The organism is Pseudomonas sp. XP2 (assembly GCF_053557975.1).
In genome coordinates, this window is the sequence record NZ_JBNRIK010000010.1 from 40445 (window position 1) to 66464 (window position 26020).

Here is a 26020-nt window from a genome sequence, read left to right on the forward strand (position 1 = left end):
CCCGGGGGGGGATATGATTGCTGCATGAAAGAGATGCACAAGCACACCAGCCACCCAGATCTCGTGAAACGGCTCAAGCGCGCCGAGGGTCATCTGCGACACGTCATCGGGATGATCGAAGGAGAAGAAACCTGCCTGGACATCGCTCGCCAGCTCGCTGCGGTGGAGAGCGCCGTCACAGCGGCCAAGCGCGTCCTGATCCATGACCACATCGACCACTGCCTATCTCATGATGAGGACTCCGTTCTAGCCGAAATGAAGGCGCTAACCAGACTGCTCTGAGGTCTCTCGATGCTCTCCGTCCTAAAGAACCGCACCTACCGCCACCTGTTCACCGCGCAGGTGATCGCACTCGTCGGCACAGGCCTGATGACGGTAGCGCTCGGCCTACTTGCCTACGAGCTGGCCGGGGCCGATGCAGGTGCGGTGCTCGGGTCGGCGCTGGCTATCAAGATGCTGGCCTATGTGGGAGTCGCTCCAGTCGCACAGGCCTTCGCCGACCAGTTCCCGCGACGGTCATTGCTCGTAGCGCTGGACCTGGTACGAGCGGTTGTCGCGATCTGTTTGCCCTTTGTCACCGAGGTCTGGCAGATCTATCTGCTGATCTTTGTCCTGCAAGCGGCATCCGCCGGCTTCACGCCGACTTTCCAAGCCACTATCCCGGACATCCTTCCCGATGAAGAGGACTACACGAAGGCGCTGTCGCTGTCCCGGCTGGCCTATGACCTGGAAAGCCTGATTTCCCCGATGCTGGCTGCTGCGCTGCTGACCGTCATCAGCTTTCACAACCTGTTCGCGGGAACAGTGCTCGGTTTCCTCGTTTCAGCCGCGCTCGTGGTCAGCGTGCGGTTGCCCACAACTATTCCCGGACCGCGCCGCGGCATTTGGGATCGCACGACCCGCGGCACACGCATCTATCTCGCTACGCCACGCCTGCGGGGCCTGCTGGCGATCAGCTTGGCCGTCTCGGCGGCGGGCGCCATGGTGATCGTGAACACGGTGGTTCTCGTGAAGGCGCGCTTTGGCCTAGGCGAGGTCGAAGTGGCGTCGGCACTGGCGGCATTCGGAGGCGGTTCGATGGTGGCAGCCTTCGTTCTGCCATCCTTACTGGAAAAGGTGGCCGACCGAACCGCGATGCTCACCGGCGCTACCGTACTGGTCGTGGGCACGGGGATCGGCGCACTGCTGCCGAGCTATGCATTGTTGCTGCCGCTGTGGTTGATCATCGGCTTTGGCTACAGCGTGGCGCAAACGCCATCCGGCCGTCTTCTGCGCCGCTCGGCCCATGCCGAGGACCGTCCTGCGATCTTCGCGGCACACTTCGCGCTGTCGCACGCCTGTTGGCTCATCTGCTACCCACTTGCCGGCCGCTTCGGCGCGGTCATGGGCTTGCCATCGACCTTCATTGTCATGTCCCTGGTCGGCTTGGCCGGCGTGGCGCTGACGCTCTGGCTGTGGCCGGCCAGCGACCCTTCTGACGTGGCGCATGACCACCCCAGCTTGCCGCCGGATCACCCTCATTTACGCACACACGCAGACCAAGGCAGGCACCATCACCAGCTGATTCTGGATGACCTGCACCGTATCTGGCCGAAAGGATAGGCACATTTTCTCGTTGCGGCATCACAACGCATGGCTTCGGAGGCTGAGAAGGGTGAGCGAAAATATATCACATGAACACATATTCATGTGTTATATTTCGCCATAGTCAAACACTCAACCAGCAGAGGCGCCCATGTCCCAATCCAATGCACATGACCATGGTCACGACCATGATCACGACCACACCCCCACAGTGACGAGCGCCAACGAGCGCAAGGTTCTGGTTTCCTTCTTCCTGATCTTCGGCTTCATGCTCGTGGAAGCTGTCGGCGGCGTGCTGTCGGGCTCGCTAGCCCTACTTGCCGATGCTGGCCACATGCTGACCGACGCCGTGGCACTTGCCCTGGCTTACGCTGCCTTCCGATTCGGTCGCCGCGCAGCCGACAGCAAACGCACATTCGGTTACCTGCGCTTCGAGGTCATCGCCGGCTTCCTGAACGCCGTGACCCTGTTCGCGATCGTCGCATGGATCGCCTACGAGGCGTGGGAGCGGCTGCAGGCGCCGCCCGTCATCCTCGCCGGCCCGATGATGATCGTCGCCGTGCTCGGCTTACTGATCAACGTCCTCGTGCTGTGGATCATGACCCGCGGCGAAACCGATCACGTCAATGTGAAAGGTGCCATCCTCCACGTGATGGGTGACCTGCTCGGCTCTGTCGGCGCCATCGTTGCAGCGATCGTCATCTACTTCACCGGCTGGACTCCGATCGACCCCATCCTGTCGGTTCTAGTAGCGGCGTTGATTCTGCGCAGCGCCTGGAAGCTCCTGGCCAAGTCGATCCATATCCTGTTGGAGGGTGCGCCAGAGGACGCTTCGCCGGAAAAGGTGGAACAAGGCCTGATGAGCACTGTGCCCGGCCTGGCGGCTGTCAGCCATGTTCACGTGTGGCAACTCACTTCCGGTCGCACGATGGCCACGCTACACGTTCGACCCAACGTGGACGAGGAGGCGCGAGCTGTGGTCAAGCGCGTCGAGGCGGTGCTGCGAGAGCAGTTCAGCATCGAACACGCCACAGTCGGAATCGACTGGAACTCGGAGGCTGACGAGAACATCTGCAGCCTGCAACCCACGACAGGCCGTCAGGACCACAGCGGCCACGACCACAGTGAGCACAATCATGACCATGACCACTCCGCTCCCGGTCACAAGCATTGAGGCCGTGCTAGACGGTTCGCAGTTCACTTGAGGGTTTGAATCCATGACATCCCGCAAAACCACCAGCGCCGCTATTGTGCAATGTTCGACCTCTAACCACGGCACGACCACTGATGTCCTCGCACTATCGCAAAGTGACGTCGCTGTTCTGGCAGAGACCTTCCGCCTGCTGGGCGACCAATCGCGATTGAAAATCCTGTTGCAGTGCATGCGCGGATCGGTCGCAGTGGGCGACATTGCTGGCTCGCTAGACCTGTCGCAGTCCTTGGTCAGCCATCACCTGCGCCTGTTGCGCGGCGCGCGCCTCGTGCGCGGCGAGCGCCAAGCCAAGCACATCTTCTACGGCATTGCCGACCAGCACGTCAGCCAGGTACTCCAGGACATGGCGGTTCACATTTCGGAGGACAGACACGACGATTGACTGAACATGTGAGTGCGCGCCGGCCTACGCCTTCAAGGGGTAGGCTTTTTTTGGCTATTAATCTAGAGAGACACCGGCGCGCCTTGCTGAATGCCTAGAAGACCCCAAGCAAAAAGCACTCTAAAAATAAACACTTGAACATATCTTCATGTGTGTTATTATTTGTCTACGGGGTATCCGAAAGGCGTAAGGACCACGCCATTATTTTTAACGTCAAGGAGTATTGACCATGTCCAAGAAAATTCGCTTTGCTGTTCTGCTTTCCGCACTTTTTGCTGCTGGAGTAAACGCTCAACCGTTCGCCGCAGATATGACACGGCAACAGGTCCAGGAGGATCTGGCTGCTTGGAGGCAATCTGGGTTGGAAGCGTTGTCTCGCGGCGAAAGCGGCCCGGATACGTTCAGCCCTCAATACCAGGCTGCCTTTCAGCGCTACTTGCAATTGACCCAAGGTGATATGTATCAGGCGCCCTCAGCAGGAAAGACTCGTGCTGAAGTGATGGCTGATTTGGAACTGTGGAAAATCTCCGGCATGCACGCGTTCACCTCGCGCGGAATCACCACCGCTTCGCACACCCAAGCCTACCAACAAGCCTACGAGAGCTATCTCCAGCTCAAGCTGGTTGCGGCTTACAAGGCTCCGGTGGCATTGACTCGTGCTCAAGTAAAGAGTGATTTGGCAGATTGGCAGGTTGCGGGAATGGCTGGATTCTGGGCTGGTGAGCAGACGCCTGATACCTATAGTGATGCCTACCGCACCGCATTTGAAACCTACCAGATGCTGCGCAACAAAAAATGACTTAATGGCAGCTGCATAAAGCAGCGGTCGGATGGTTCAGCCAGAAAGAGATTCTTTCTTTTTTTTGAATAAACATACAAACAAGTGTTCATTTGTTTGCATAACATTCCGATCGCTGATTTGTGCGTCCTGCCACGGCGATTACTCAGAGAACCAGGAGATTGATATGTCTTTGGAAACATTGGACGGCACAGGAGCGCAGGACGAACAACTGGGCTTTCGGGTCGAAGGTATGGATTGCGCCAGTTGCGTCGGCAAGATTGAAACAGCGCTTGGTCGAATTGATGGCGTATCAAATGTACAGGTTAATTTTACAAATGAGACGCTGACGTTGACGCGCAGCACAAGTAGCCGAAATACTGCACGCGACATTGCCAAGAAAATCCGGTCCCTGGGCTTCGACGTGCAGGCACTGCCCGCGTCCGAAATGTCCGCAGCACCTGCACCGTGCCATGCGGCCCACGCGCATGACCACGCCGGCTGCGGCGGCCACCATGACCATGGGCATGCCCACGACCACGGGCACGATCATTCGCACGGCAAAGCGTGCGGTGATGACCATGGGCATGGCCATGCTCACGGCCATGCCCATGCCCATGACCACGGTCACGATCACGGGGCCTGCAGCGGGCATGACCATGCGCCGGCCTCTGCCTCCCGTGGAGCACCCAGCACGCCCCCCAACGTGTCCATGCGCGTCGAGGGCATGGACTGCGCCAGTTGCGTCGGCAAGATCGAAACGGCGCTCGCTCGCATGGATGGCGTGTCCGATGCCCGCATAAACTTCACCGCAGAAACGCTGGAATTGACGCTCGCGTCTGGCGGCCCCACGCAGCTCGGCCACATCGAGAAGACCATCAAGAGCCTGGGCTTCGGCGTCTCCGACGTGCGCCGCCATGATGGCTCAGCACCCGCGGCCCCAGCAGCAGCATCGACGGCGCGCCATCAGCGCTGGTGGCAGACGAAGAAAGGCAAGCACGTGCTGGGCCTGGGCGGCCTGATGGGCTCGGCCTACGCGATCGCGCAGTTCGTTCCTGGCTACGCTGAATGGATCTTCGCCGCTGCGGTGATCGCGGGCGTGCTGCCGTTCGCTCGCAAAGCCTTCGCGCTGGCTGTGTCAGGCTCGCCGTTCTCTATCGAAACGCTGATGGTCGTCGCCTCGCTGGGCGCGCTCGTGATAGGCGAGGCCGAGGAAGCTGCTGCCGTGGTGTTCCTGTTCGCGATCGGCGAGCTGCTGGAAAGCGTGGCCGCCGGCCGCGCGCGCGCCGGCATCAAGGCGCTGGCCTCCCTGGTGCCTAAGACGGCGGTACTGCTCGATGCCGCGGGCGGGCAGCGCGAAGTGCCCGCCGCTTCCCTGCGCGTGAGCGACCGCGTGCTGGTGCGCCCTGGTGACCGGGTGCCTGCGGACGGCAAGATCCTCCGCGGTGAAAGCAGCCTGGACGAGTCGCCTATCACCGGCGAGTCCGTACCGCGTCAAAAGGCTATCGGTGCCGACGTGTTCGCCGGCTCCATCAACGTCGATGGCGTGCTCGAAGTACAAGTCGAGAAGACGGCATCGGACAACACCATTTCTCGCATCATCCAACTGGTGGAGCAGGCGCAGTCCTCCAAGGCGCCCACGGCTCGCTTCATCGAAAAGTTCAGCCGCTACTACACCCCTGCCGTCATGGCCATCGCGGCGTTGATCGTGGTGGTTCCGCCACTTGCCATGGGTGGCGACTGGGGTACCTGGCTGTACCGCGGCCTCGCACTGCTGTTGATTGCCTGCCCATGTGCGCTGGTGCTCTCCACACCGGCGGCCATCGCCTCGGGCCTTGCGGTGGCCACGCGACGGGGCCTGCTGATCAAGGGTGGCAACGCGTTGGAAACCATCGGCCGCGTGCGCGCCATTGCCTTCGACAAGACTGGCACGCTGACCGAGGGCAAGCCGCGCATCACCGAGGTCCTGCCCTTCGGGCTGTTCAAGCATCAACAGGTCCTTGCGCTTGCCGCCGCTGTCGAGTCCGGCTCAAACCATCCCTTGGCGAAGGCCATTGTCGCCCATGCCAAGAGCCTGGACGTGGCGATTCCCCAGGCCACGGGCGCATCGGCCATTGCCGGCAAGGCGGTGCGCGCCACCGTGAACGGCAGTGCGCTCGCTGTCGGATCGCCCGCCCATGCGGAACAGACGGCCACGCTGACAGCCGCGCACCGCAGGGAAATCGACAAGCTGGAGGATGGCGGCAAGACCGTGGTGGTCCTGTTCGACGAAGCCAGCAAGAACGTTCTGGGCCTGCTGGCCCTGCGCGACGAGCCCCGCCGCGACGCGCGCGAAGGCGTGGCCCAGCTCAACGCCATGGGCGTGCGCTCGGTCATGCTGACCGGCGACAACCGCCGCACCGCGCAGGCGATCGCCGGCAAGCTGGGCATCGAGTGGGAGGCCGAGCTGCTGCCGCAGGACAAGCTGCGCTTGGTCAACGAGATGAAGCGTGATGCCAAGGTGGCGATGGTCGGCGACGGCATCAACGACGCGCCGGCCCTGGCGACCGCCGACGTGGGTATCGCCATGGGCGGCGGCACGGACGTGGCGCTGGAAACCGCCGATGCCGCGCTGCTCAAGAGCCGCGTCACGGACGTGGCCCACCTGGTGGCCCTGTCGCGGGCGACGATGGCCAACATTCACCAAAACGTCGTATTCGCCATTGGCCTCAAGGGCTTGTTCCTGGTCACCACCGTGTTGGGTATCACCGGCTTGTGGGTTGCCGTGCTGGCCGACACCGGCGCCACGGCCCTGGTCACGCTGAACGCACTGCGCCTGCTGCGCTTCAAGGGCGCGCCGGAGGCCAACCACGGCGACGACGCCGGGCGTCCCACCACCTTGTCCGTGCCGTCTGCCCGCTGAGGCAACAAGAGGGCTTGACCTTGCCGTCGTTGTAACGCCTAGCCTCCACACAAATGTCTGCAGAGCGCTTCGGAAGGGCCGGAGTCCTGCATCCAAGAAAGGGTCACTTCCATGCGTAAAAAAATCAGAATCATTGTGGTGGCAGGCGTCATCGCAGCCGTCGGGGGGATAGCGATCGCTGCCCGCGACGCCAAGGACGAGGGCAAGGCCGCGGCGCCCCCGGCGGGCGCGCCGATGGCGCCGCAGGTGCCCGTGGCCGAGGTCATTACCCGCACGGTCGCGCCATCGGCCGAGTACACCGGCTTCCTGGCCGCGCCCAAGACCGTCGAGCTGCGCTCGCGGGTCGGCGGCGCCGTCGATGCGGTGAGCGTTCCCGAAGGTAGCCTCGTGCGCAAGGGCCAACTGCTGTTCCAGATCGACCCGAGGCCGTTCCAGGTTGCGCTCGACACGGCCGTGGCGCAACTGCGTCAGGCCGAGGTGCTGGCCAGCCAGGCCCAGGCCGACTTTGACCGCGCCGAGCGCCTGGTGGCGACCGGCGCCGTCGCGCGCAAGACCTATGACGATGCCGCCTCCGCACGCAACGCGCGCCAGGCTCAGGTGCAGGCGGCTAAGGCCGCCGTTGCTGCGGCTCAGCTGGACCTGTCCTACGCCCGCGTCACTGCGCCCATCGCCGGGCGCGTCGACCGCGTGCTCGTGACCGAGGGCAACTTGGTCAGCGGTGGCGGCGCCGGCGCGGCCACGCTGCTGACCACGATCGTATCCATCGACCCGTTGCACGTGTACTTCGACATTGATGAGGCCACCTATCTCAACGTCGTCAGCCGCTCGCGGCCCGCTGCGGGCGCCGGTAGCAAGGCTTCGCTGCCCGTGCAGGTCGGGCTGACCACGGACAAGGGTTTCCCGCACAGGGGCGCGCTCGACTTCGTGGGCAACACCATTGACCGAAGCACCGGCACGATCCGCGCGCGCGCCGTTGTGCCCAACCCGGATGGGCGCATGGCACCCGGCATGTTCGCCCGGGCCAAGCTGTCCACCGGCGCGGCGCGCGAGGCCGTCCTGATCGACGATCAGGCCGTGGGCACCGACCAAGGGCGCAACTACGTGCTGGTCGTGGGCGAGAACAACCAGGCCCAGTACCGGCCCATCGAACTGGGGCCGGTGGTGGACGGGCTGCGCGTCATCAACGGCGGCCTGCAGGCCGGTGAGAAGATCATCATCAAGGGCCTCGTGCGCCCCGGCATGGCGGTCACGCCGCGCATGGTGCCCATGCAGGCGCCCGCGGCACCGGCCGCCGGCGCGACCGGCGCGACCAAGGCTGCGGCAAACGCTCCGGCTCCCGCTGCGGCGCCTGCCAAGGCCGGTGGCGCGGACCCCGCCAAGGCTGACGGCGCGGCCGGCTCGGCGGAGGCCCGCAAATGAATTTCCCCCGCTTCTTCATCAACCGGCCGATCTTCGCCATCGTCCTGTCGGTGCTGATGCTGATCGCGGGCGCGATCAGCTATTTCCAGCTCCCCCTGAGCGAGTACCCCCAGGTCACGCCGCCGACGGTGCAGGTCACCGCCAGCTATCCCGGCGCCAACCCGCAGGTGATCGCCGACACCGTGGCATCGCCGCTGGAGCAGGCGGTCAACGGCGTGGAAGGCATGATGTACATGCAGTCCCAGATGTCCACGGACGGGCGGATGGTGCTGACCATCTCGTTCGAGCAGCACATCGACCCCGACGTCGCGCAGATCCAGGTGCAGAACCGCGTCTCACGCGCGCTGCCCCGGTTGCCGCCCGAGGTCCAGCGCATCGGCGTGGTCACCGACAAGACCGCGCCCGATATTCTCATGGTGGTGCATATGCTCTCGCCGGGGGACCGCTACGACCCGCTGTACGTGTCCAACTACGCGATGCTCAACGTGCGCGACGAACTGGCGCGCCTGCCGGGCATCGCCAACGTGATCATCGGCGGTGAAGGCGAGTACGCAATGCGCGTCTGGCTCGACCCCGAGAAGGTCGCATCGCGGGGCATGACCGCCAGCGATGTGGTCGCCGCCATCCGCGAGCAGAACGTGCAGGTCGCAGCCGGCTCGATCGGCCAGCAGCCGAATGCGTCGGCCGCCTTCCAGGTCAGCGTCAATGCGCTGGGGCGCCTGACCACCGAAGAGCAGTTCGGCGACATCGTGATCAAGGCCGGCGCCAACGGCCAGGTGACCCGCCTGCGCGACGTCGCACGCCTGGAACTGGGCTCGGACAACTACACCATGCGCGGCCAGCTCGACGGCGAGAACGCGGTCGGCCTGCAAATCCTGATGACGCCCGGCTCCAATGCCCTGGACACGTCCAGCGCGGTGCGCGCGACGATGGAGCGGCTGCAGGCCAAGTTCCCCGAAGGCATCGAGTACAAGATCGCCTACGACCCCACAGTCTTCGTGCGCGCCTCGCTCCAGTCCGTCGCCGTCACGCTGCTGGAGGCCATCCTCCTGGTGGTGATCGTGGTGGTGCTGTTCCTGCAATCTTGGCGCGCGTCGATCATTCCACTGATCGCCGTGCCGGTCTCGCTGGTCGGCACGTTCGCGGTGATGCACATGTTCGGCTTCTCGCTGAACACGCTGTCGCTGTTTGGCCTCGTGCTCTCCATCGGCATCGTGGTGGATGACGCCATCGTGGTGGTGGAGAACGTGGAGCGCCACATGGCGCTGGGCGAATCGCCCAAGGATGCGGCGCGCAAGGCGATGGATGAAGTGACTGGCCCGATCCTGGCCATCACCTCGGTGCTGGCAGCGGTCTTCATCCCCTCGGCGTTCCTGTCGGGGCTGCAGGGCGAGTTCTATCGCCAGTTCGCGCTGACCATCGCGTTCTCGACCATCCTGTCGGCGATCAACTCGCTTACGCTGTCGCCAGCGCTGGCCGCCATCCTGCTCAAGCCGCACCACGGCGCGGCCAAGCCCGATCGTCTCACGCGCATCATCGACGGCGTGTTCGGCGGCTTCTTCCGCCGCTTCAACCGCTTCTTCGATCGCGCCTCGAATTCCTACGTCGGGGGCGTGCGCCGCGCGGTGCGCGGCAGCGCCATCGTGCTGCTGCTCTACGTCGGCTTCCTGGGCCTGACCTGGCTGGGCTTCCACAAGGTGCCTGCGGGCTTCGTGCCGGCCCAGGACAAGTACTATCTCGTGGGCATCGCCCAGCTTCCGACCGGCGCCTCGCTGGATCGCACCGAGGCGGTCGTCAAGGAGATGACCAAGATCGCACTGGCTGAGCCGGGCGTCGAGAGCGTGGTGGCCTTCCCGGGCCTGTCGGTCAATGGACCGGTGAACCAGCCGAACACCGCGCTGATGTTCGCCATGCTCAAGCCCTTCGATGAGCGCAAGGACCCGTCGCTGTCGGCCTTCGCCATCCAGGGCAAGCTCATGGGCAAGTTCAGCCAGATCCCGGACGGCTTCGTTGGCATCTTCCCGCCGCCGCCGGTGCCGGGCCTGGGTTCGATGGGCGGCTTCAAGCTGCAGATCGAGGACCGGGCGGGCCTGGGTCCCGAGGCGCTTGCGCAGGCACAGGGCCAGATCATGGGCAAGGCCATGCAGGCGCCCGAGCTGGCGAACATGCTCGCCAGCTTCCAGACCAATGCGCCGCAGTTGCAGGTGGACATCGACCGGGTGAAGGCCAAGTCGCAGGGCGTATCGCTGACCGAGGTGTTCGACACCCTGCAGGTCAACCTTGGCTCGCTCTACGTCAACGACTTCAACCGCTTCGGTCGCACCTACCGGGTCATGGCCCAGGCCGATGCGCAGTTCCGCATGCAGGCTGAGGACATAGGCATGCTCAAGGTGCGCAATGCAGCGGGCGACATGATCCCGCTGAGCGCGATCGCGACCATCGAGCGCAGTTCCGGCCCCGACCGGGTGATGCATTACAACGGCTTTCCCTCGGCCGACATCAGCGGCGGGCCAGCGCCGGGCTACTCGTCCGGCCAGGCCACCGCCGCGATTGAGAAGATCGTGAGCGAATCGCTGCCGGACGGTATGACCTACGAATGGACGGACCTGACTTTCCAGGAAAAACGGGTTGGCAACACGGCGATCTACATCTTCGCGCTGGCGGTGCTGCTCGCCTTCCTGTTCCTGGCGGCCCAGTACAACAGTTGGTCGCTGCCGTTCGCTGTGCTGCTGATTGCACCCATGGCGCTGCTCTCGGCGATCGCCGGCGTCTGGCTCTCTGGGGGCGACAACAACATCTTCACGCAGATCGGTTTCGTGGTGCTGGTCGGCCTGGCTGCCAAGAACGCGATCCTGATCGTGGAGTTCGCCCGCGCGAAGGAAAGCGAAGGGGCCGATCCGCTGGCAGCCGTGCTCGAAGCCGCGCGCTTGCGGCTGCGCCCGATCTTGATGACGTCGTTCGCCTTCATCGCTGGCGTGGTGCCGCTGGTGCTGGCCAGCGGTGCGGGCGCCGAGATGCGCCACGCCATGGGCATCGCGGTGTTCGCCGGCATGCTGGGCGTGACGGTATTCGGCCTGGTGCTGACGCCGGTGTTCTACGTTGTGGTGCGCAAGCTGGCGCTGCGCCGCGAAGCGCGCCATGCCCGTGGCGGCATGACCGACCAGCACGCATGACGGCCAGGAGGACATACGACATGAAAACATCTTTCGCATTCACACGACCCGCCAGGACGCTGGCGCCGCTCGCCCTCGCGGCGGCGCTGGCTGGCTGCTCCATGGCACCGAAGTATGACCGGCCCGCAGCGCCGATCGACACGGCCTATCCCTCGGGCGCGGCCTATGTGGAACTGGCGGCCGCGACGCCCGACGACGCGATCACGGCCGAGATCGGTTGGCGGGACTTCTTCCGCGACCCGCTGCTGCAGCAGTTGATCGGCATTTCGCTGGAGAACAACCGCGACATGCACAAAGCCGCGCTCAACGTGGAGGCGGCTCAGGCGCTGTACCGTATCCAGCGTGCCGAGATGCTGCCGAACCTGGGCGTTTCCGCCCGCGGCGCGTCAGAGCGCGTACCGGCCGACCTCAGTACCACGGGGCAAAGCGACGTGCTCCGGCGCTACGACGTGGCCGGGGTGACGGCCGCCTGGGAGCTGGACCTGTGGGGCCGCATCCGCAGCCTCAACGACCGGGCGCTGGCGTCCTACCTGGCCCTCGACGAGACCCGCATCGCCACGCAGATGAGCCTGGTGTCCGAGGTGGCCAGCGCCTACCTCACGCTGCGCGCCGACCAGGAACTGCTGCGCCTGACGAGCGACACCCTCGCCACACAGAAGCGCTCCTATGACCTGACCACCCAACTGGTGGAAGCGGGAAATTCCACGCAGCTCGACCTGCGCCGCGCGGAGATCGCGCTGCGCACCGCCGAGGCCAACCGCGCCGCCTACACGCGGCAGGCGGCCAAGGACCGCAACGCGCTGGTGCTGCTGCTGGGCCAGCCGCTGACGCCGGAGCTGTCCCGGCAGCTTGACGAGGCCGTGGCGCTGCCGGACGACATCGTGCCGACCGACCTGCCGAGCGGCCTGCCGTCCGAACTGCTCGCGCGTCGGCCGGACATCCGCGCCGCCGAGCAGATGCTGATCGGCGCCAACGCCAACATCGGCGCGGCGCGGGCCGCGTTCTTCCCGACGATTAGCCTCACGGGCTCGGCGGGCACGGCCAGCGCTTCGCTGGACGGCCTGTTCGATTCGGGCTCGCGGGCCTGGAGCTTCCTGCCGCAGATCACGCTGCCCATCTTCCGCGGCGGCGCGTTGCGAGCCAATCTGGACGTGGCACAGGTACAAAAGAGGATCGAAATCGCCAACTACGAGAAGTCTATCCAGGCGGCCTTTGCTGAGGTGGCTGACGGCTTGGCGGGCAAGCGCACGCTTGATGAGCAGATCCGCTCGGAGCAGCTCCTGGTAGCGGCTAGCCAGAAAGCCTACCAACTAGCCGAGCAACGCTTCCAGGAAGGCGTGGACGACAACCTCACCTTGCTCGATGCGCAACGCACACAGTACGGTGCGCAGCAGACCCTGGTGCGCACGCGCCTGACGCGGCTGAACAACCTCATCCACCTCTACAAGGCGCTGGGTGGCGGCTGGACTGAGCACACGGTGCAATCGGGCGCCACCGGGCAACCATCCGCCCGGTCGCCGGGATAAGGGCTATGCGCAACGGCGGCGTTCCCCATCGTTGCGCACGGAGAACCGGATGAGGATCGGTGAACTTGCGCGCTTGACGGGCACCCCCCCGGAGAACATTCGGTTCTACGAGCGGGAGGGCCTGTTGCAAGCCCCGGAGCGGTCACGCAACAACTATCGGCGCTATGGCCCGGCCCATGTCGAACGGCTTCACCTGATTCGCAACTACCGTGCCTCGGGAATCGGCCTGGATGACGTGCGCCGCCTACTGGGTTGGGCACATGAGGGGTTCCTGGAACCTGAGCTGCTAAGGCAGGCTGTCCAAGGCCATCTCGCCTGTGTTGAGGAACGCATGGAGCAACTGATCCAGGTGAAAGAGCACCTGCTCGCATTGGCCCTGCACGGTGCTGCTTCCGCCGGGGCTTCCGAGGATGGACCGGCTCGCGATGGTTCGTGAGCATCGCATGTCCATATAACTGAATATATATTCATGCGTGTAATATTTCCGGCCAGACAAACGAATAAGAAAGACGCCCATGACCGACCAGAGCATCACGCGCCGAAACATCGGCGTTCTCACCGCCGCGCAGGCGCTCGGCGGCGCCAGCGCGCCCATCGTGATGTCGCTGGGTGGGCTGGTCGGCCAGCAGCTTGCCAAGAATTCGGCCTGGATCACCTTGCCCGTGAGTCTGTTCGGCCTGGGTCTTGCCATCGGCACCTTGCCTGCCGCCTTCATCATGCGGCACCATGGCCGCCGCAACGGATACGTGGTGGGGGTCGGCTTCGGCGTGGCCTCGGGCCTGATCGCCGCGTTGGGCATCATGCTGGCCTCGTTCTGGATCTTCTGCGCCGGCACCTTCCTGGCGGGCTTCTACGGCGCGTATGTGCAGAGCTACCGCTTCGCAGCCGCCGACACCGCCGAGGACGCGCTTAAGGCCAAGGCCATTTCCTGGGTCATGGTGGGCGGTCTCGCGGGCGCCATCATCGGGCCGCAGTTGGTGATCTTCACGCGCGATGCGGTAGCGGGCACGCCCTACGTTGGCAGCTTCCTCAGCCAGGCGCTGCTGCCGCTGATCGCCTTGCCGATCCTGCTGATGCTGCGCACGCCGAGCCAGACCCAGGCCGAAGCAGTCGCCGATAGCGGTCGGACGGTGCTGCAGCTCTTGGCGATGCCGCGCTATCTGCTGGCCGTGGCTGCGGGCGTGGTGTCCTATGGGGTGATGGCGTTCGTGATGACGGCCGCGCCGGTGGCGATGGTCAACCACGGGCATTCGGTGGACAACGCCGCCCTAGGAATACAGTGGCACCTGCTGGCGATGTTCGGGCCGAGCTTCTTCACCGGGCGACTGATGGTGCGCTACGGCAAGGAGCGCGTGACCGCCGTCGGCATGGTGCTGCTCGCCGCCTCCGGGGTGGTGGCCCTGGGCGGGCTCGGCCTGTCCCACTTCTGGGGCTCGCTGGCGCTGTTGGGCATCGGCTGGAATTTGAGTTTCATCGGCGCCACGGCGATGGTCACCGACTGCCACACCCCGGCCGAGCGGGGCAAGGCGCAGGGCATGAACGACTTCTTCGTCTTCGCCGCCACGGCGGCCGTGGTGGAAAATCGCATGTCGCGCGCAACGAAGCACAGGCCGTCGGCAATTTTAAAGAATATTAACTGTTTTTAGTAGTGAGGTTTCCAATGTCAGATATTATTCCCGGATATTGCACACTTTGCCGTTCGCGGTGTGGGACGCTGAGTGAAGTAGCAAATGACCACCTGATCAAGGTACGGGCTAACCCTGAACACCCTAATGGTAAGGCCATGTGTATGAAGGGGAAAGCGGCACCTGAGCTGGTGGACAGCGCAAATAGAATTCTGTACCCGATGAAGAGAACTCATCCTAAAGGTGCAGAGGATCCGGGCTGGCAACGTATAAGTTGGGAAGAGGCTATGTCAACGATAGCCGGACAACTGGAAAAATTTAAACGAGAGGATGGAGCTGAATCTGTCGCTTTCGGCTTTACGAGCCCAAGCGGTACCCCCCTCAGTGATGCAATTGAATGGTTAGAGCGATTTGTTCGTATCTATGGCAGCCCAAATACCAGCTATGGAACTGAGATATGTAACTGGCATAAAGACGTTGCACATCGATGGACCTTTGGCTGCGGCATTCCTGTTGCTGATTATTCCCATGCCGATCTTATTCTTCTTTGGGGGCATAACCCCGCGAATACTTGGCTTGCCCAGGCTAGTGCGATTGGTACTGGTCGAAATAACGGCGCAAAACTGATTGTCGTGGATCCTCGCCCGACACCCTTAGCGAAAGAAGCAAATGCCTGGCTTGATGTCAATCCTGGAACTGACGGTGCATTAGCTTTGGGGTTAAGCCATCTCCTGGTAGAACGAAACCTGTTTAATCATGAGTTTGTTCGAAACTGGACTAATGGTCCTTTGTTGGTTCGAAATGATAATGGTTATTTTCTTCGGGAAAAAGATATTAACCCACTTGCCATCAGTAATCGCTATACAGTTTGGGACGAACACAACCAGCAAGTCACATTTATCGATTCCGAGACTCGAACTGAAGAAACGCTGATGCCTACAGCTGCACTTGAGGGCAATGTTGAAGTCGCAATAGCTGATGGTGCAAAAATTTCCTGCCAAACGGCGTTTTCATCTTTTAAAGATATGTTGGCTAATTATGACCCAGAAAACGTAAGCCGTATCACCGGGGTATCTGTTGCGTCAATTGAAGCCGCTGCGAGTTTGATTGCCGGGGCCAAGAAAATCGCCTACCACAGTTGGTCTGGAGTGGCTCAACACACTAATGCCACCCAAACAGAACGTGCGATTGCGACACTGTATGCTTTAACCGGTTGTTTCGATCAGGAAGGATGTAATCGAATCTATGCCAGCCACCCGGTAAATGTGGTTAATTCACCGACATTGATGCCTAAATCACAATGGGATAAAGCATTAGGCCTTGAAGAAAGGCCTATCGGGCCGCCTTCACAAGGTTGGGTTCATTCTCAGGATATCTGGCATTCAGTATTAGAAGGTACACCCTATAAAATTCGCGGGTTAATTGGCTTTGGTGCCAACATATTACTTTCACAAAGTGATACTTCTCTCGGACAACAGGCGCTTGAGGCGCTTGAGTTTTATGCCCATGTAGATTTGTTTGAAACGCCTACATCAAAGTATGCTGATATCCTTCTGCCAGTTAACACTGCCTGGGAGCGCGAAGGCCTAAGAACCGGGTTTGAAAGTAGTGCTGCTGCTCAGGACCACATTCAGTTGAGAAAAAAAATGGTCTCTCCGCGCGGTGAAAGCCGTTCCGACCTTGAGATTGTTTTCGATCTTGCATGCCGGTTAGGAATGAATGAAGCGTTCTTCGACGGCAATATTGAGGCAGCCTGGAATTATCAACTAGAACCATTAGGTTTGACTGTTGAGATGCTCAGAAATAAGCCAGAAGGTTACGATATCCCGCTTGAGCATAAAGTCAGAAAATATGCTTTCAGAGACCCAAATAGTGGATATCTGGCAGGTTTCAATACAGAAACAAAACGTGCAGAGTTTTACTCTGAGATCCTTCATCACTATGGTTACAATCCTTTACCTGAGTATGTACAGCCGCAAGAATACCAGCGCAACGATCCTGATTATCCATTAATGCTGACATCCGTTAAAAGCGGATTCTTCTGTCATAGCCAACATCGAAGCCTGACTAGCCTACGAAAAAAAGCACCTTATCCAACGGTAGACATTTCGGCAACTCTGGCTGACGAAGAAGGTATCAAGACGGGGGATTGGGTAGAAATTGAAACGAGAGCAGGTCTTGCTCGATTTAGAGCAAAAGTGGAAGCCAAACTCTCTCATGAAACTGTAATTGCTGAGTTTGGGTGGTGGCAGGCTTGTCCTGATTTTGGCAAACCTTCATACCCGGTTAAAGGTGAGTACAGTAGCAATTACAATAGTTTAATCAGCGGTGATAGCTATGATCCAGTCAGCGGTGCTTTACCTTTGCGTTCATTCCGCTGCCGCATTCGCCGCTTGAATGATTTTGAGCTGATAAGGCGCCCCTGGGAAGGTCGTAAAACATTCAAAGTCATTGAACTGAAAAAAGAAGCAGATAATGTTACGACAATTACCTTCCAATCGAACAGTGAAGGCTACTTACCTGATTATGAACCGGGCCAGCATATCACTGTTAGCTGTTGTCCGATGAGCGATTCTGAAGAGATCGTTACCCGGGCGTATTCGCTGACAGGCCCTGCGTTTGTTCATGACCGTAAAACCTATTCCATTTCTGTCCGTCATCAGAAAGCGACTGATGAGAAAGGTGAGTATGTTGAAGGAATAATGTCATCCTACATAAACACGCATTTGCAGATAGGCAAGGATGTTGAACTTACCCCTCCTGGGGGGAATTTCATTGTCCCGCTCAATGCCGTCCAGCCTGTCGTAATCTTTGCTGGCGGTATTGGAATTACTCCATTCATTTCCTATCTGGAGTCTATTAACCCCCAAGCGGAAGGTCCGGAGATCTGGCTTTTCTATGCTAATCAAAATAGTAGGCTACATGCGTTTAAGAAAAGAATTGCGGAGCTAAATGCGTCTATTGACAGGCTTAAAGTAATTAATATCTACAATCAGCCCCTCGACTGTGATATTCCAGGATTGGATTATGATAGAGCTGGTTACGTTGGTGCGGGAGATGTCGAGGCATATCTTATTGAGAATAATGCTCGTTATTACATGTGTGGTCCGCAGCCTATGATGGATGCGATATCGCGAGGGCTTCAGGAGAGAGGTGTACCTGCATTTGCTATTTTCTACGAGATATTTCGTTCTCCAGCAAAAATAAATAATGATCCCTCATTACGTCATAAAGTCATTTTTGCAAAATCAGGAAGAACAGAGATTTGGACCACGGATAAAGGTACTCTACTTAATTTTGGGGAAAAGCTTGGGATTCAAATGCCTAGTGGTTGTCGTGTTGGACAATGTGAAAGCTGTTCAACTAGGGTGATTGCAGGGAACGTACAGCATCTGAATGGTGTGGAGCCCTCTGATGAGGGGGCATGTTTGACATGTCAGTGCATTCCTGCCGGTGATATCACGATTGATGCTTGAGGTAAGTACTAGCTATTAGCATCCTTTACATCAGGCCATTTCAGTGGCCTGATTTTTTCTATGAATAACATTATGTTTTAAACAATTTTCAATTTTTTGTACGAATTCACCTCAATAGCCGATTTAATCAATTTTATCAGTGCGATCTTTCTAAGTTTTTATCATCCTCCCCCTTGACCTTCCAGTTACTACAAGCTTTAGCCTGTAAGAAATTATACCAATTGCATTAATTAATTGACCAACTTTATCCACTCTCTCCAACAGAGATTTTTGACTCGTTCAACATCCGCAATGAATGTATTCCAAGCGCGAGAGACCTGTTCCACTATTTCTTCGTAACCTCGAAATACGCGGTTTGATAAGCAACGTTGCCGTAACCATTGCCATACTTGCTCCATCGGGTTCAGCTCCGGAGAATAAGGTGGGAGTTTTAACAGACTGACATTGGTAAATGGGCTGGCCGTATCGATCGTATGCCAGCCCGCGCCATCCATTACAACAACGGCATGACGCCCAGGCTCTGTCGCTTCACTTATTAATTTCAGATGCTGCTTCATCACCTCTTTATTCACAAGAGGGCTGATAAGCGCCTGAGTATTACCATTGCTCGGACACACCGCCCCAAAGACATAGCCATAATCGAATTGCTGTTGCTTTACTACTCTTGGCCTGCTGCCCTTGGCTGCCCATATTCTGGACGTCTGATTTTGCTGACCGAATCGTGCTTCGTCTTGAAACCAGACGTCAACGCGATCCAGAGGAAGATGACCGGGAGTGTGAAGGATCGTTTCCAGCAGGAAATTTTTTAAAAGTGTCCTGGGTTTGTTGTGATTGTTTAGGGTGTTTAGAGCGACTGGTTATCCAACTGAAACCGAGCGCATCCATGATGCGGTATACGTTTCGCAACTGATAATCGATTTGGAAGGTGTCGCTAATGTATTGTCGTACATCCTGTGCAATCAAACGCCCCCCCTCCTTTTTAACCGCATTTTCTTTGATAAAATGTGCGATCTGTTCTCGCTGGGAGACGGAGAGCTGACAGGGTCTACCCGGACTAGGTTTGGATTGCAGACCTTCAAGTCCGTGCGCCAGATAGTTGGATACCCAGGTATTAACACTGCCTCTGGCAACCCCAAGGTAAGTTGCTATCTGGGTTCGTGTTTCCCCATTCTTGAAATGATACAAAGCTAGATAGCGGGTTCGCAGTTGCCCGTTGGAGGTTTGCTTTGCTAATTGTTTAAAGTCGTCGGCTGTATGCATATCAAAATCACTCGAATATGAATACCACTATTAGATCAAACTTTTAAGACAATTGGTATTACTACAGACGCCAACTTCGGACTGGCCGAAGAGTTTTGGTGAATGAAAGGATCGTTATGATGAAAATGAAAGTTGGGATATTGCTGATGGCAGTTGCAGTGACAGCCAATACAGAAGTGGTACTTGCAAATGATGATGCAAGCGAAACGCAAAAAAAAACTGCAAATGCGCCTGCAGGTCCACAGGTACCCGTGGCTGTTGCCGTATCACGGAATATTATACCTTCTGCTGAATTTACCGGTTCTTTAGCGGCTATTAAAACAGTGGAGCTACGCCCCAGGGTAGGAGGGGCAATCGAATCTGTTACGGTGCCGGAGGGAAGTCTGGTTCAGAAAGGACAGATGTTATTTCAAATCGATCCGCGGCCCTACCAGGTTGTGCTTGATAGTGCACAAGCGCAATTACGACAGGCAGAAGCTCAGGCGTTCCAGGCAAGCCGCAATTACGAGCGTATTAGCCGTCTGGTAAACGGAGGTGCTGTTTCGCGTAAAGACTATGATGATGCATCTTCTGAGAAAAATGCCCGCGTTGCACAGGTTCAGGTATCGAAGGCTGCAGTCGAAGCAGCAAAGCTGGATTTGTCATACTCGCGTGTGACTGCGCCAATTGATGGCCGTATCGATCGGATTTTAGTAACTGAAGGTAACTTGGTTAGCAGCAGCCAGGGGGGGGCCGCGACTCTATTGACAACAATCGTTTCGTCCGACCCTTTATATGTTTATTTTGATATTGATGAAGCGACATATCTCAATACTGTCAGTAAGGCTCGGCCTGATGTTGTCGGACGTAGCAACGAAAAATTACCCGTACATATAGGTCTGGCAAATGAGAAGGGGTATCCGCACGGGGGGGCGCTTGATTTTGTTGGCAACCAAATTGATCGTAATACCGGCACTGTTCGTGTCCGGGCTATTATCCCGAATGCTGATGGTCTTCTTACTCCTGGAGCATTTGCCAGAGTTCAGTTAGGCACTGGTAGTGAGCAAAAAGTAATTTTGGTAAACGATCAAGCCGTAGGCACAGATCAGGGCAATAAGTATGTCCTTGTTGTTGATGCCAATAATAAGGCGCAGTATCGCCCGATAGTGTTGGGGCCAATGGTCGATGGATTACGTGTTATCAGCGACGGTCTGAAGGCCGGGGAAAAAATTATCATAAAAGGGCTCGTACGACCGGGGATGGCCGTTACGCCAGACATCGTATCGATGCAAACGCTGTTGAGCGTACCTGAGAGGCAGCCTGAAGGTGCATCTAAAAAATCGAATGGCAAAAATGAGGGAGGTAGTAAATGAAATTTCCTCATTTCTTCATCCAGCGCCCCATATTTGCAATTGTCTTATCAGTTTTTATGCTGATAGCGGGTTCTTTAGCGTTTTTTCAACTTCCTCTCAGTGAATATCCGTCCGTAACACCGCCAACCGTTCAGGTAACGGCAAGCTACCCCGGAGCAAACCCCAATGTAATAGCAGATACTGTTGCCGCCCCGCTTGAGCAAGCCATCAATGGGGTTGAAGGCATGCTTTACATGAGTTCTCAAACTGCTTCTGACGGCCGAATGATTTTAACCATCTCTTTCAGACAGGGAACTGACCCCGATATTGCGCAAATTCAGGTTCAGAATCGGGTATCACGGGCTTTGCCTCGGCTACCAACGGAAGTCCAGCAAATAGGGGTTGTGACTGAAAAAACCTCGCCGGATATTCTTATGGTGGTGCATTTGTTCTCTCCTGATGAGCGTTATGATCCACTTTATGTTTCTAACTATGCAATGTTAAACGTACGTGATGAGCTTTCACGCTTACCAGGTGTCGCAAGCATAGCGCTGGGAGGTGAAGGGGAATATGCCATGCGAGTATGGTTAGATCCTAATAAAGTGGCTTCCAGAGGGTTAACATCAAGTGATGTCACTGCTGCGATTAAAGAACAAAACGTTCAGGTAGCGGCTGGCTCTGTCGGACAGCAACCTAATGCATCGTCATCATTCCAGGTCACTGTGAATGCCTTAGGGCGCCTAACTACTGAGGAACAGTTCGGCGATATAGTTATTAAAACCGGAGATGACGGACAAATTACGCGCTTGCGTGATGTGGCTCGTCTTGAACTCGGTTCAGATAACTACTCCATGAGGAGTTTACTAAATAATAAAAATGCAGTGGGTATGCAGATTGTTATGACCCCGGGCGCCAATGCACTTGAGGTGTCTGCATCGGTAAGGTCAACAATGGAACGCCTGAAAGTAAGGTTTCCGGAAGGTATTCAGTACAGTATCGCTTATGATCCGACCGTGTTTGTTAGTGCTTCCCTGAAATCTGTCACGACGACTTTATTAGAGGCCACAATATTAGTTGTGCTGGTCGTGATGCTATTTTTGCAAACATGGAGAGCATCAATCATCCCATTGATCGCAGTGCCTATTTCATTAGTGGGTACGTTTGCATTAATGGATGTATTTGGGTTCTCACTCAATACGCTATCTTTATTTGGTCTGGTTCTTTCAATTGGTATTGTTGTTGATGATGCAATCGTTGTGGTTGAGAACGTTGAGCGCCATATTGCAAAAGGACTCTCACCAAAAGACGCCGCAAGAAAAGCAATGGACGAGGTAACGGGGCCAATTCTGGCTATTACCTCAGTACTGGCAGCTGTGTTTATTCCATCAGCATTCCTCTCGGGGCTTCAGGGCGAATTCTATCGTCAATTTGCATTGACGATTGCTATCTCAACGATTTTATCGGCTATCAACTCCTTAACATTGTCTCCGGCATTAGCTTCCGTACTACTGAAACCACATCAAGGTATAGAGAAGCAAGATTTGTTGACTCGTGTAATGGATCGTTTTTTCGGATCTTTTTTCCGTCGTTTTAACCGTTTCTTTGATAGCCTGTCGAATTCCTATGTTGGGACGATTCGACGTATCGTTCGCGGAAGTACAATTGTACTCATTCTGTATGCTGGTTTTCTGGCACTGACCTTCCTGGGCTTCAAACAGGTTCCTGGTGGTTTTGTGCCTGCTCAGGATAAATATTGCTCTTTTGTCAAATACATAGAATCATCCTATGTATAAGGCCTGAGTTGCTACAATCGAGGTCCGATGGGCTCCCGTCTCTACGTCATTTGAGAACCGCGATGAATAACCGCTTCACACTCCCACAGGCGCCGCGGCGTTCGCTCGTCGATTCGACGATTGAGCTGATCCGCGGCCAGATCGAGGGAGGCGCCTGGAAGGTCGGCGAGCGCATCCCCAGGGAGCAGGAACTGGCCGAGATGCTGGAGGTTGGCCGCAACACGGTGCGGGAAGCCATTCGCGTGCTCTCGCACGGCCAGGTCCTGGAAGTCCGCCAGGGTGATGGCACCTACGTGCGAACCAATATCGATCCGGCCGAGGTCATGCGCCGTGTCGGGCGTTCCGGCTTGCGAGAGCACTTCGCGTTGCGCTGCATGCTGGAAACCGAGGCGGCCAGGTTGGCCGCGGTGCATCGGTCCAAGGCGGACGTTGGGCTGCTGCGCCGACTGTTGAAGGCCCGCGGCGAGCAGGAGCAACACGCATCGAGCGCGGCCTTTGCCGAGGCCGATACGGCTTTCCACTGCGCGATCGCCGGGATGTGCGGCAACGGCGCGCTGGCTGAGCTGTACCGCTACTTCGCGAACTCGGTCCGCATGAACACGCTGACTGCGCTGAAGGACAAGGAACTGCCCGAGCCGGGTCTCGCGACCCATGAGGCGATCGTGGATGCTATCGAGCGCCAGGATGGAGAAGCAGCTGCGGCGGCTGTGCGGAACGTGGTCGCTCCGCTGATTGCGGCACTTGAGAAATCGGGTTGATCCGAGCGCGACTCCCGCGCTGGCAATGCCGCTTTCCATCGAGCAGCCGGTCGCCGGCCCCGTTGATCGGAACGCGGGTTGTTTCCCGGAGAGCACGCGGTAGCCGGTCCTCATGGATAGGCCCTTGGTGCGCTACAGCGACCGGACGGTGCTGTTCATATCGAATCTTCGACGCGACCACCCGCCAGGACATACCGGGCCAGCGCCTCGGCATCGGCGTGGGTGGCCCGGGTGGACTGCGGTGTACCGAAAGCCTGGACGAGCTTTGGCAGCATGGCCTCCAACTGGGCTCGCTTATCCGAATCCGGTTCGACGTGGATGAGCGCGAGCAATGTGCCGCCAAGCGTCTCCTTGTGAGTCTTCAGCCAGACGCCGCGCTGAGCGCGATCGTCGAGAGTCTCTTCTGGCCCTCCCGCGACGTAGATAAGCACGAAGGGCTTTCCGCAGGCGACGAGTTCATCCATTTCCGCGCACCAGGCGCTGCTGTATCCGTTGTAGATGCTTGCGCCGTCGAAGCGGACGATGGGGAAATCGCTGGTGTCGTGAACTTTCGGTTGCTGGGACATGATCCTGGACTCTCGCTATTAACGTCCTAACATCCTACCTTTGTTGAGAATTACTTGCAACTGAAATGGGCATGGGCACACCGCCGTGCAGCGCCAAGTGACGGGCGAAATAAGGGCTTGACCTTCCAACAATGGGAGGCCCTACAGTGAACCCATCAACCTCATTCAAGGAGTTTTTTCATGAAGGTCAACAAGTTCAGCCTCTTGTTCATTGCGGGCGCCGTCGTGGTCGCCGCCGGCCTGATGGCCGTCCAGAAGAAGGTGGTCGTCCCGTCGGGTGAAGCGATGCAGGCCAGTGCGGGCGGAGGTCACCAAGGGCACGCGATGCCCTCCAGCGCCTCGGCCAATGACAGTCCTTCCACGACCGCGTATCGCGCCGTGAACGACCAGATGCACGCCGGGATGGGAGCGCAGTTCACTGGCAACGCCGACGTCGATTTCATGCGTGGCATGATCCCGCACCACCAGGGCGCGATCGACATGGCCAAGGTGGCGCTGCAGTACGGCAAGGACCCGGAGGTTCACAAGCTGGCCCAGGAGGTCATCACCGTGCAGGAAGGCGAGATCGCCATGATGAACAAGTGGCTGGGCGACAACGGCCAGCAGGCGGCGGCCGGCAGCTCGGGCGATGCCTCGACGGCCGCCTACCGTGCCGGCAACGACCGCATGCATGCGGACATGATGATCGACTTCAGCGGCGACGCCGATGTGGACTTCATGCGCGGCATGATCCCGCACCACCAGGGTGCGATCGACATGGCCAAGGTGGCGCTGCAGTACGGCAAGAACCCGGAGGTCCGCAAGTTGGCTCAGGAGGTCATCTCCGCGCAGGAAGGCGAGATCGCCATGATGAAGAGTTGGCTTGTCGCTCGGGGCAAGTGAAGGCACGACCATGAACCAAGCCAACACCCCGCGCATCCTCATCTATAGCACTCCAACTTGCCCGGACTGCCGGGCACTAAAGGAGTGGTTGTCCCAGCAGGGCATCGCGTTTGAAGAGCGCGACCTGACCGACCCGAAGATTTCCGCGGAGGCCAAGTCACGAACCGGCGTGCGCGTGGCCCCGATCACGATCGTCGGCGACGAGGTCTTCTATGGCACCTTCGCGAGCCAGAAGCCGAGGCTGATGAAGGCGCTCGGTCTTCAGTGAGCCGCTGAAGGAAGACCGTGGTCACGGGCGGAGTCGCCGGTGCGGACCCCGGTCGGACCCTGTAAGCGCTGTTGTGGACGCGTCTGCACGCAAAGCTCAAGACCGTGAGGCATTCTTCGCCGACGACGCTCGGCGCTTTCGCCTGCGGTCGTTGACATCACGAGAGGAATTTTTATGCGATCGACATCATCAGCCACCTCCCTGCACGTCGCCATTTCCGAGGGCATCACAGTCGCCAACGACCTGCCGTTCGTGCTGTTCGGCGGCATCAACGTCATCGAGGATCTCGATACGACCCTGGCTGCGGCTGAGCACTTCGCGGAGGTGACGCGCAAGCTGGGGATACCCTTCGTTTTCAAGGCGTCGTTCGACAAGGCCAATCGCTCGTCGATCCATTCTTTCCGAGGTGTCGGCCTGGAGGAAGGGCTGCGGGTCCTCGATGCGGTCAAGTCGCGGTTCGGATGCCCAGTCTTGACCGACGTGCATGAGGTTGAGCAGGCCATGCAGGTCGCTGCCGTTGCCGACGTACTGCAAGTTCCGGCCTTCCTGGCCCGGCAGACCGATCTGGTGGCCGCCATTGCCCGCACCGGTCGGGTAGTGAATGTCAAGAAGCCGCAGTTCCTCAGCCCGGGCCAGATCAGGCATGTCGTCCACAAACTGCACGAGGCTGGCAACCCGCGCGTCCTGCTGTGCGAGCGTGGCACGCAGTTCGGCTACGACAATCTCGTCGTGGACATGTTGGGCTTCCGCGAAATGAGCGTTGCCAGCAGTGGCCTGCCACTGGTGTTCGACGTAACCCATAGCCTGCAGCGGCGAGAAGCGGATGCGTTGGCTTCGGGTGGGCGTCGCCAACAGTTGCCCGAACTCGCGCGGGCCGGCATGGCGGTCGGCATTGGCGGTTTGTTCCTCGAAGCACACGCCGACCCGGCGCATGCACGTTGTGACGGACCCAGCGCTCTGCCACTGGACACGCTCGAACCGCTGCTGCGGCAGGTCAAGGCGGTGGACCAACTCGTCAAGTCGTTCGAGCCTCTTCGGATCGACTGAAGCTTGCCACCCGTTCAAACAGAACGTGTGGCACTTC

General features: G+C 58.6%; 19 protein-coding genes and 1 pseudogene. 18 read left to right on the forward strand and 2 right to left on the reverse strand.

Features of this window, described 5'->3' with window-relative positions; translation table 11 throughout:
- The first annotated feature begins 24 nt into the window (after positions 1-24).
- The 12 genes from ACK1VC_RS13105 to ACK1VC_RS13160 all read left to right on the forward strand — a co-directional run bounded on the left by ACK1VC_RS13105 (position 25) and on the right by ACK1VC_RS13160 (position 18078).
- Positions 25-282, forward strand: a complete 258-nt coding sequence (locus tag ACK1VC_RS13105; RefSeq protein ID WP_003821156.1) for a metal-sensing transcriptional repressor — start codon at positions 25-27, stop codon at positions 280-282.
- 9 nt (positions 283-291) lie between these two features.
- Positions 292-1602: an MFS transporter gene (locus ACK1VC_RS13110; protein WP_003821155.1), complete on the forward strand. Its 1311-nt coding sequence runs from the start codon at positions 292-294 to the stop codon at positions 1600-1602.
- A 133-nt stretch (positions 1603-1735) separates the two neighbouring features.
- Positions 1736-2758 (forward strand): cation diffusion facilitator family transporter, encoded by a 1023-nt coding sequence (locus tag ACK1VC_RS13115; RefSeq protein ID WP_003821153.1) that lies wholly within the window; start codon positions 1736-1738, stop codon positions 2756-2758.
- Between the two features lie 43 nt (positions 2759-2801).
- Positions 2802-3179: an ArsR/SmtB family transcription factor gene (locus tag ACK1VC_RS13120; RefSeq protein WP_003821152.1), complete on the forward strand. Its 378-nt coding sequence runs from the start codon at positions 2802-2804 to the stop codon at positions 3177-3179.
- 229 nt (positions 3180-3408) lie between these two features.
- Positions 3409-3978: a DUF4148 domain-containing protein gene (locus ACK1VC_RS13125; RefSeq protein ID WP_034018378.1), complete on the forward strand. Its 570-nt coding sequence runs from the start codon at positions 3409-3411 to the stop codon at positions 3976-3978.
- A gap of 166 nt (positions 3979-4144) precedes the next feature.
- Complete coding sequence (locus tag ACK1VC_RS13130) at positions 4145-6859, forward strand: heavy metal translocating P-type ATPase (RefSeq protein WP_012614060.1); 2715 nt, start codon at positions 4145-4147, stop codon at positions 6857-6859.
- Between the two features lie 111 nt (positions 6860-6970).
- Positions 6971-8278: an efflux RND transporter periplasmic adaptor subunit gene (locus ACK1VC_RS13135; RefSeq protein WP_003821145.1), complete on the forward strand. Its 1308-nt coding sequence runs from the start codon at positions 6971-6973 to the stop codon at positions 8276-8278.
- The gene (locus ACK1VC_RS13140; RefSeq protein WP_012614062.1) at positions 8275-11451 is read left to right on the forward strand and encodes an efflux RND transporter permease subunit; all 3177 of its coding nucleotides are present in this window, start codon (positions 8275-8277) and stop codon (positions 11449-11451) included. Before ACK1VC_RS13135 ends, ACK1VC_RS13140 begins: the two co-directional genes overlap by 4 nt.
- A 20-nt stretch (positions 11452-11471) precedes the next feature.
- The gene (locus ACK1VC_RS13145) at positions 11472-12977 is read left to right on the forward strand and encodes an efflux transporter outer membrane subunit (RefSeq protein WP_003821143.1); all 1506 of its coding nucleotides are present in this window, start codon (positions 11472-11474) and stop codon (positions 12975-12977) included.
- 49 nt (positions 12978-13026) lie between these two features.
- Positions 13027-13413, forward strand: a complete 387-nt coding sequence (locus ACK1VC_RS13150) for a MerR family transcriptional regulator (protein WP_015912830.1) — start codon at positions 13027-13029, stop codon at positions 13411-13413.
- Between the two features lie 79 nt (positions 13414-13492).
- A complete protein-coding gene (locus ACK1VC_RS13155; protein WP_049285238.1) occupies positions 13493-14623 on the forward strand; it encodes an MFS transporter in 1131 nt (376 codons plus the stop codon).
- A 14-nt stretch (positions 14624-14637) separates the two neighbouring features.
- A complete protein-coding gene (locus ACK1VC_RS13160) occupies positions 14638-18078 on the forward strand; it encodes a molybdopterin-dependent oxidoreductase (RefSeq protein WP_073661981.1) in 3441 nt (1146 codons plus the stop codon).
- Between the two features lie 230 nt (positions 18079-18308).
- Here the strand turns inward: ACK1VC_RS13160 and ACK1VC_RS13165 are convergent.
- A protein-coding gene (locus ACK1VC_RS13165) for an IS630 family transposase (protein ID WP_161789755.1) occupies positions 18309-19338 on the reverse strand; the annotation gives its coding sequence in 2 pieces (ribosomal slippage) (positions 18309-18885 and positions 18884-19338; 1032 coding nt in all).
- Positions 19339-19457: 119 nt separating this feature from the next.
- Here ACK1VC_RS13165 and ACK1VC_RS13170 point away from each other — a divergent pair.
- The 3 genes and pseudogenes from ACK1VC_RS13170 (at position 19458) to ACK1VC_RS13180 (ending at position 23220) form a co-directional block, all read left to right on the forward strand.
- Positions 19458-20690: an efflux RND transporter periplasmic adaptor subunit gene (locus ACK1VC_RS13170; RefSeq protein WP_073661980.1), complete on the forward strand. Its 1233-nt coding sequence runs from the start codon at positions 19458-19460 to the stop codon at positions 20688-20690.
- Positions 20687-22420 (forward strand): annotated as a pseudogene (locus ACK1VC_RS13175) (efflux RND transporter permease subunit); the annotation flags it as partial. The gene ACK1VC_RS13170 and the pseudogene ACK1VC_RS13175, both read left to right, overlap by 4 nt.
- A gap of 104 nt (positions 22421-22524) precedes the next feature.
- Positions 22525-23220: a FadR/GntR family transcriptional regulator gene (locus tag ACK1VC_RS13180; RefSeq protein ID WP_003821135.1), complete on the forward strand. Its 696-nt coding sequence runs from the start codon at positions 22525-22527 to the stop codon at positions 23218-23220.
- Between the two features lie 155 nt (positions 23221-23375).
- Here the strand turns inward: ACK1VC_RS13180 and ACK1VC_RS13185 are convergent, their stop codons facing one another.
- Complete coding sequence (locus ACK1VC_RS13185; protein ID WP_012614065.1) at positions 23376-23786, reverse strand: hypothetical protein; 411 nt, start codon at positions 23784-23786, stop codon at positions 23376-23378.
- A gap of 180 nt (positions 23787-23966) precedes the next feature.
- Between ACK1VC_RS13185 and copM the strand changes: the two genes are divergently transcribed.
- The 3 genes from copM to kdsA all read left to right on the forward strand — a co-directional run bounded on the left by copM (position 23967) and on the right by kdsA (position 25983).
- Positions 23967-24668, forward strand: a complete 702-nt coding sequence (gene copM / locus ACK1VC_RS13190) for a CopM family metallochaperone (protein ID WP_003821133.1) — start codon at positions 23967-23969, stop codon at positions 24666-24668.
- Between the two features lie 10 nt (positions 24669-24678).
- The gene (locus tag ACK1VC_RS13195; protein WP_003821132.1) at positions 24679-24936 is read left to right on the forward strand and encodes a glutaredoxin family protein; all 258 of its coding nucleotides are present in this window, start codon (positions 24679-24681) and stop codon (positions 24934-24936) included.
- Between the two features lie 174 nt (positions 24937-25110).
- Positions 25111-25983, forward strand: a complete 873-nt coding sequence (gene kdsA, locus ACK1VC_RS13200; RefSeq protein ID WP_003821131.1) for a 3-deoxy-8-phosphooctulonate synthase — start codon at positions 25111-25113, stop codon at positions 25981-25983.
- The last annotated feature ends 37 nt before the right edge of the window (positions 25984-26020 follow it).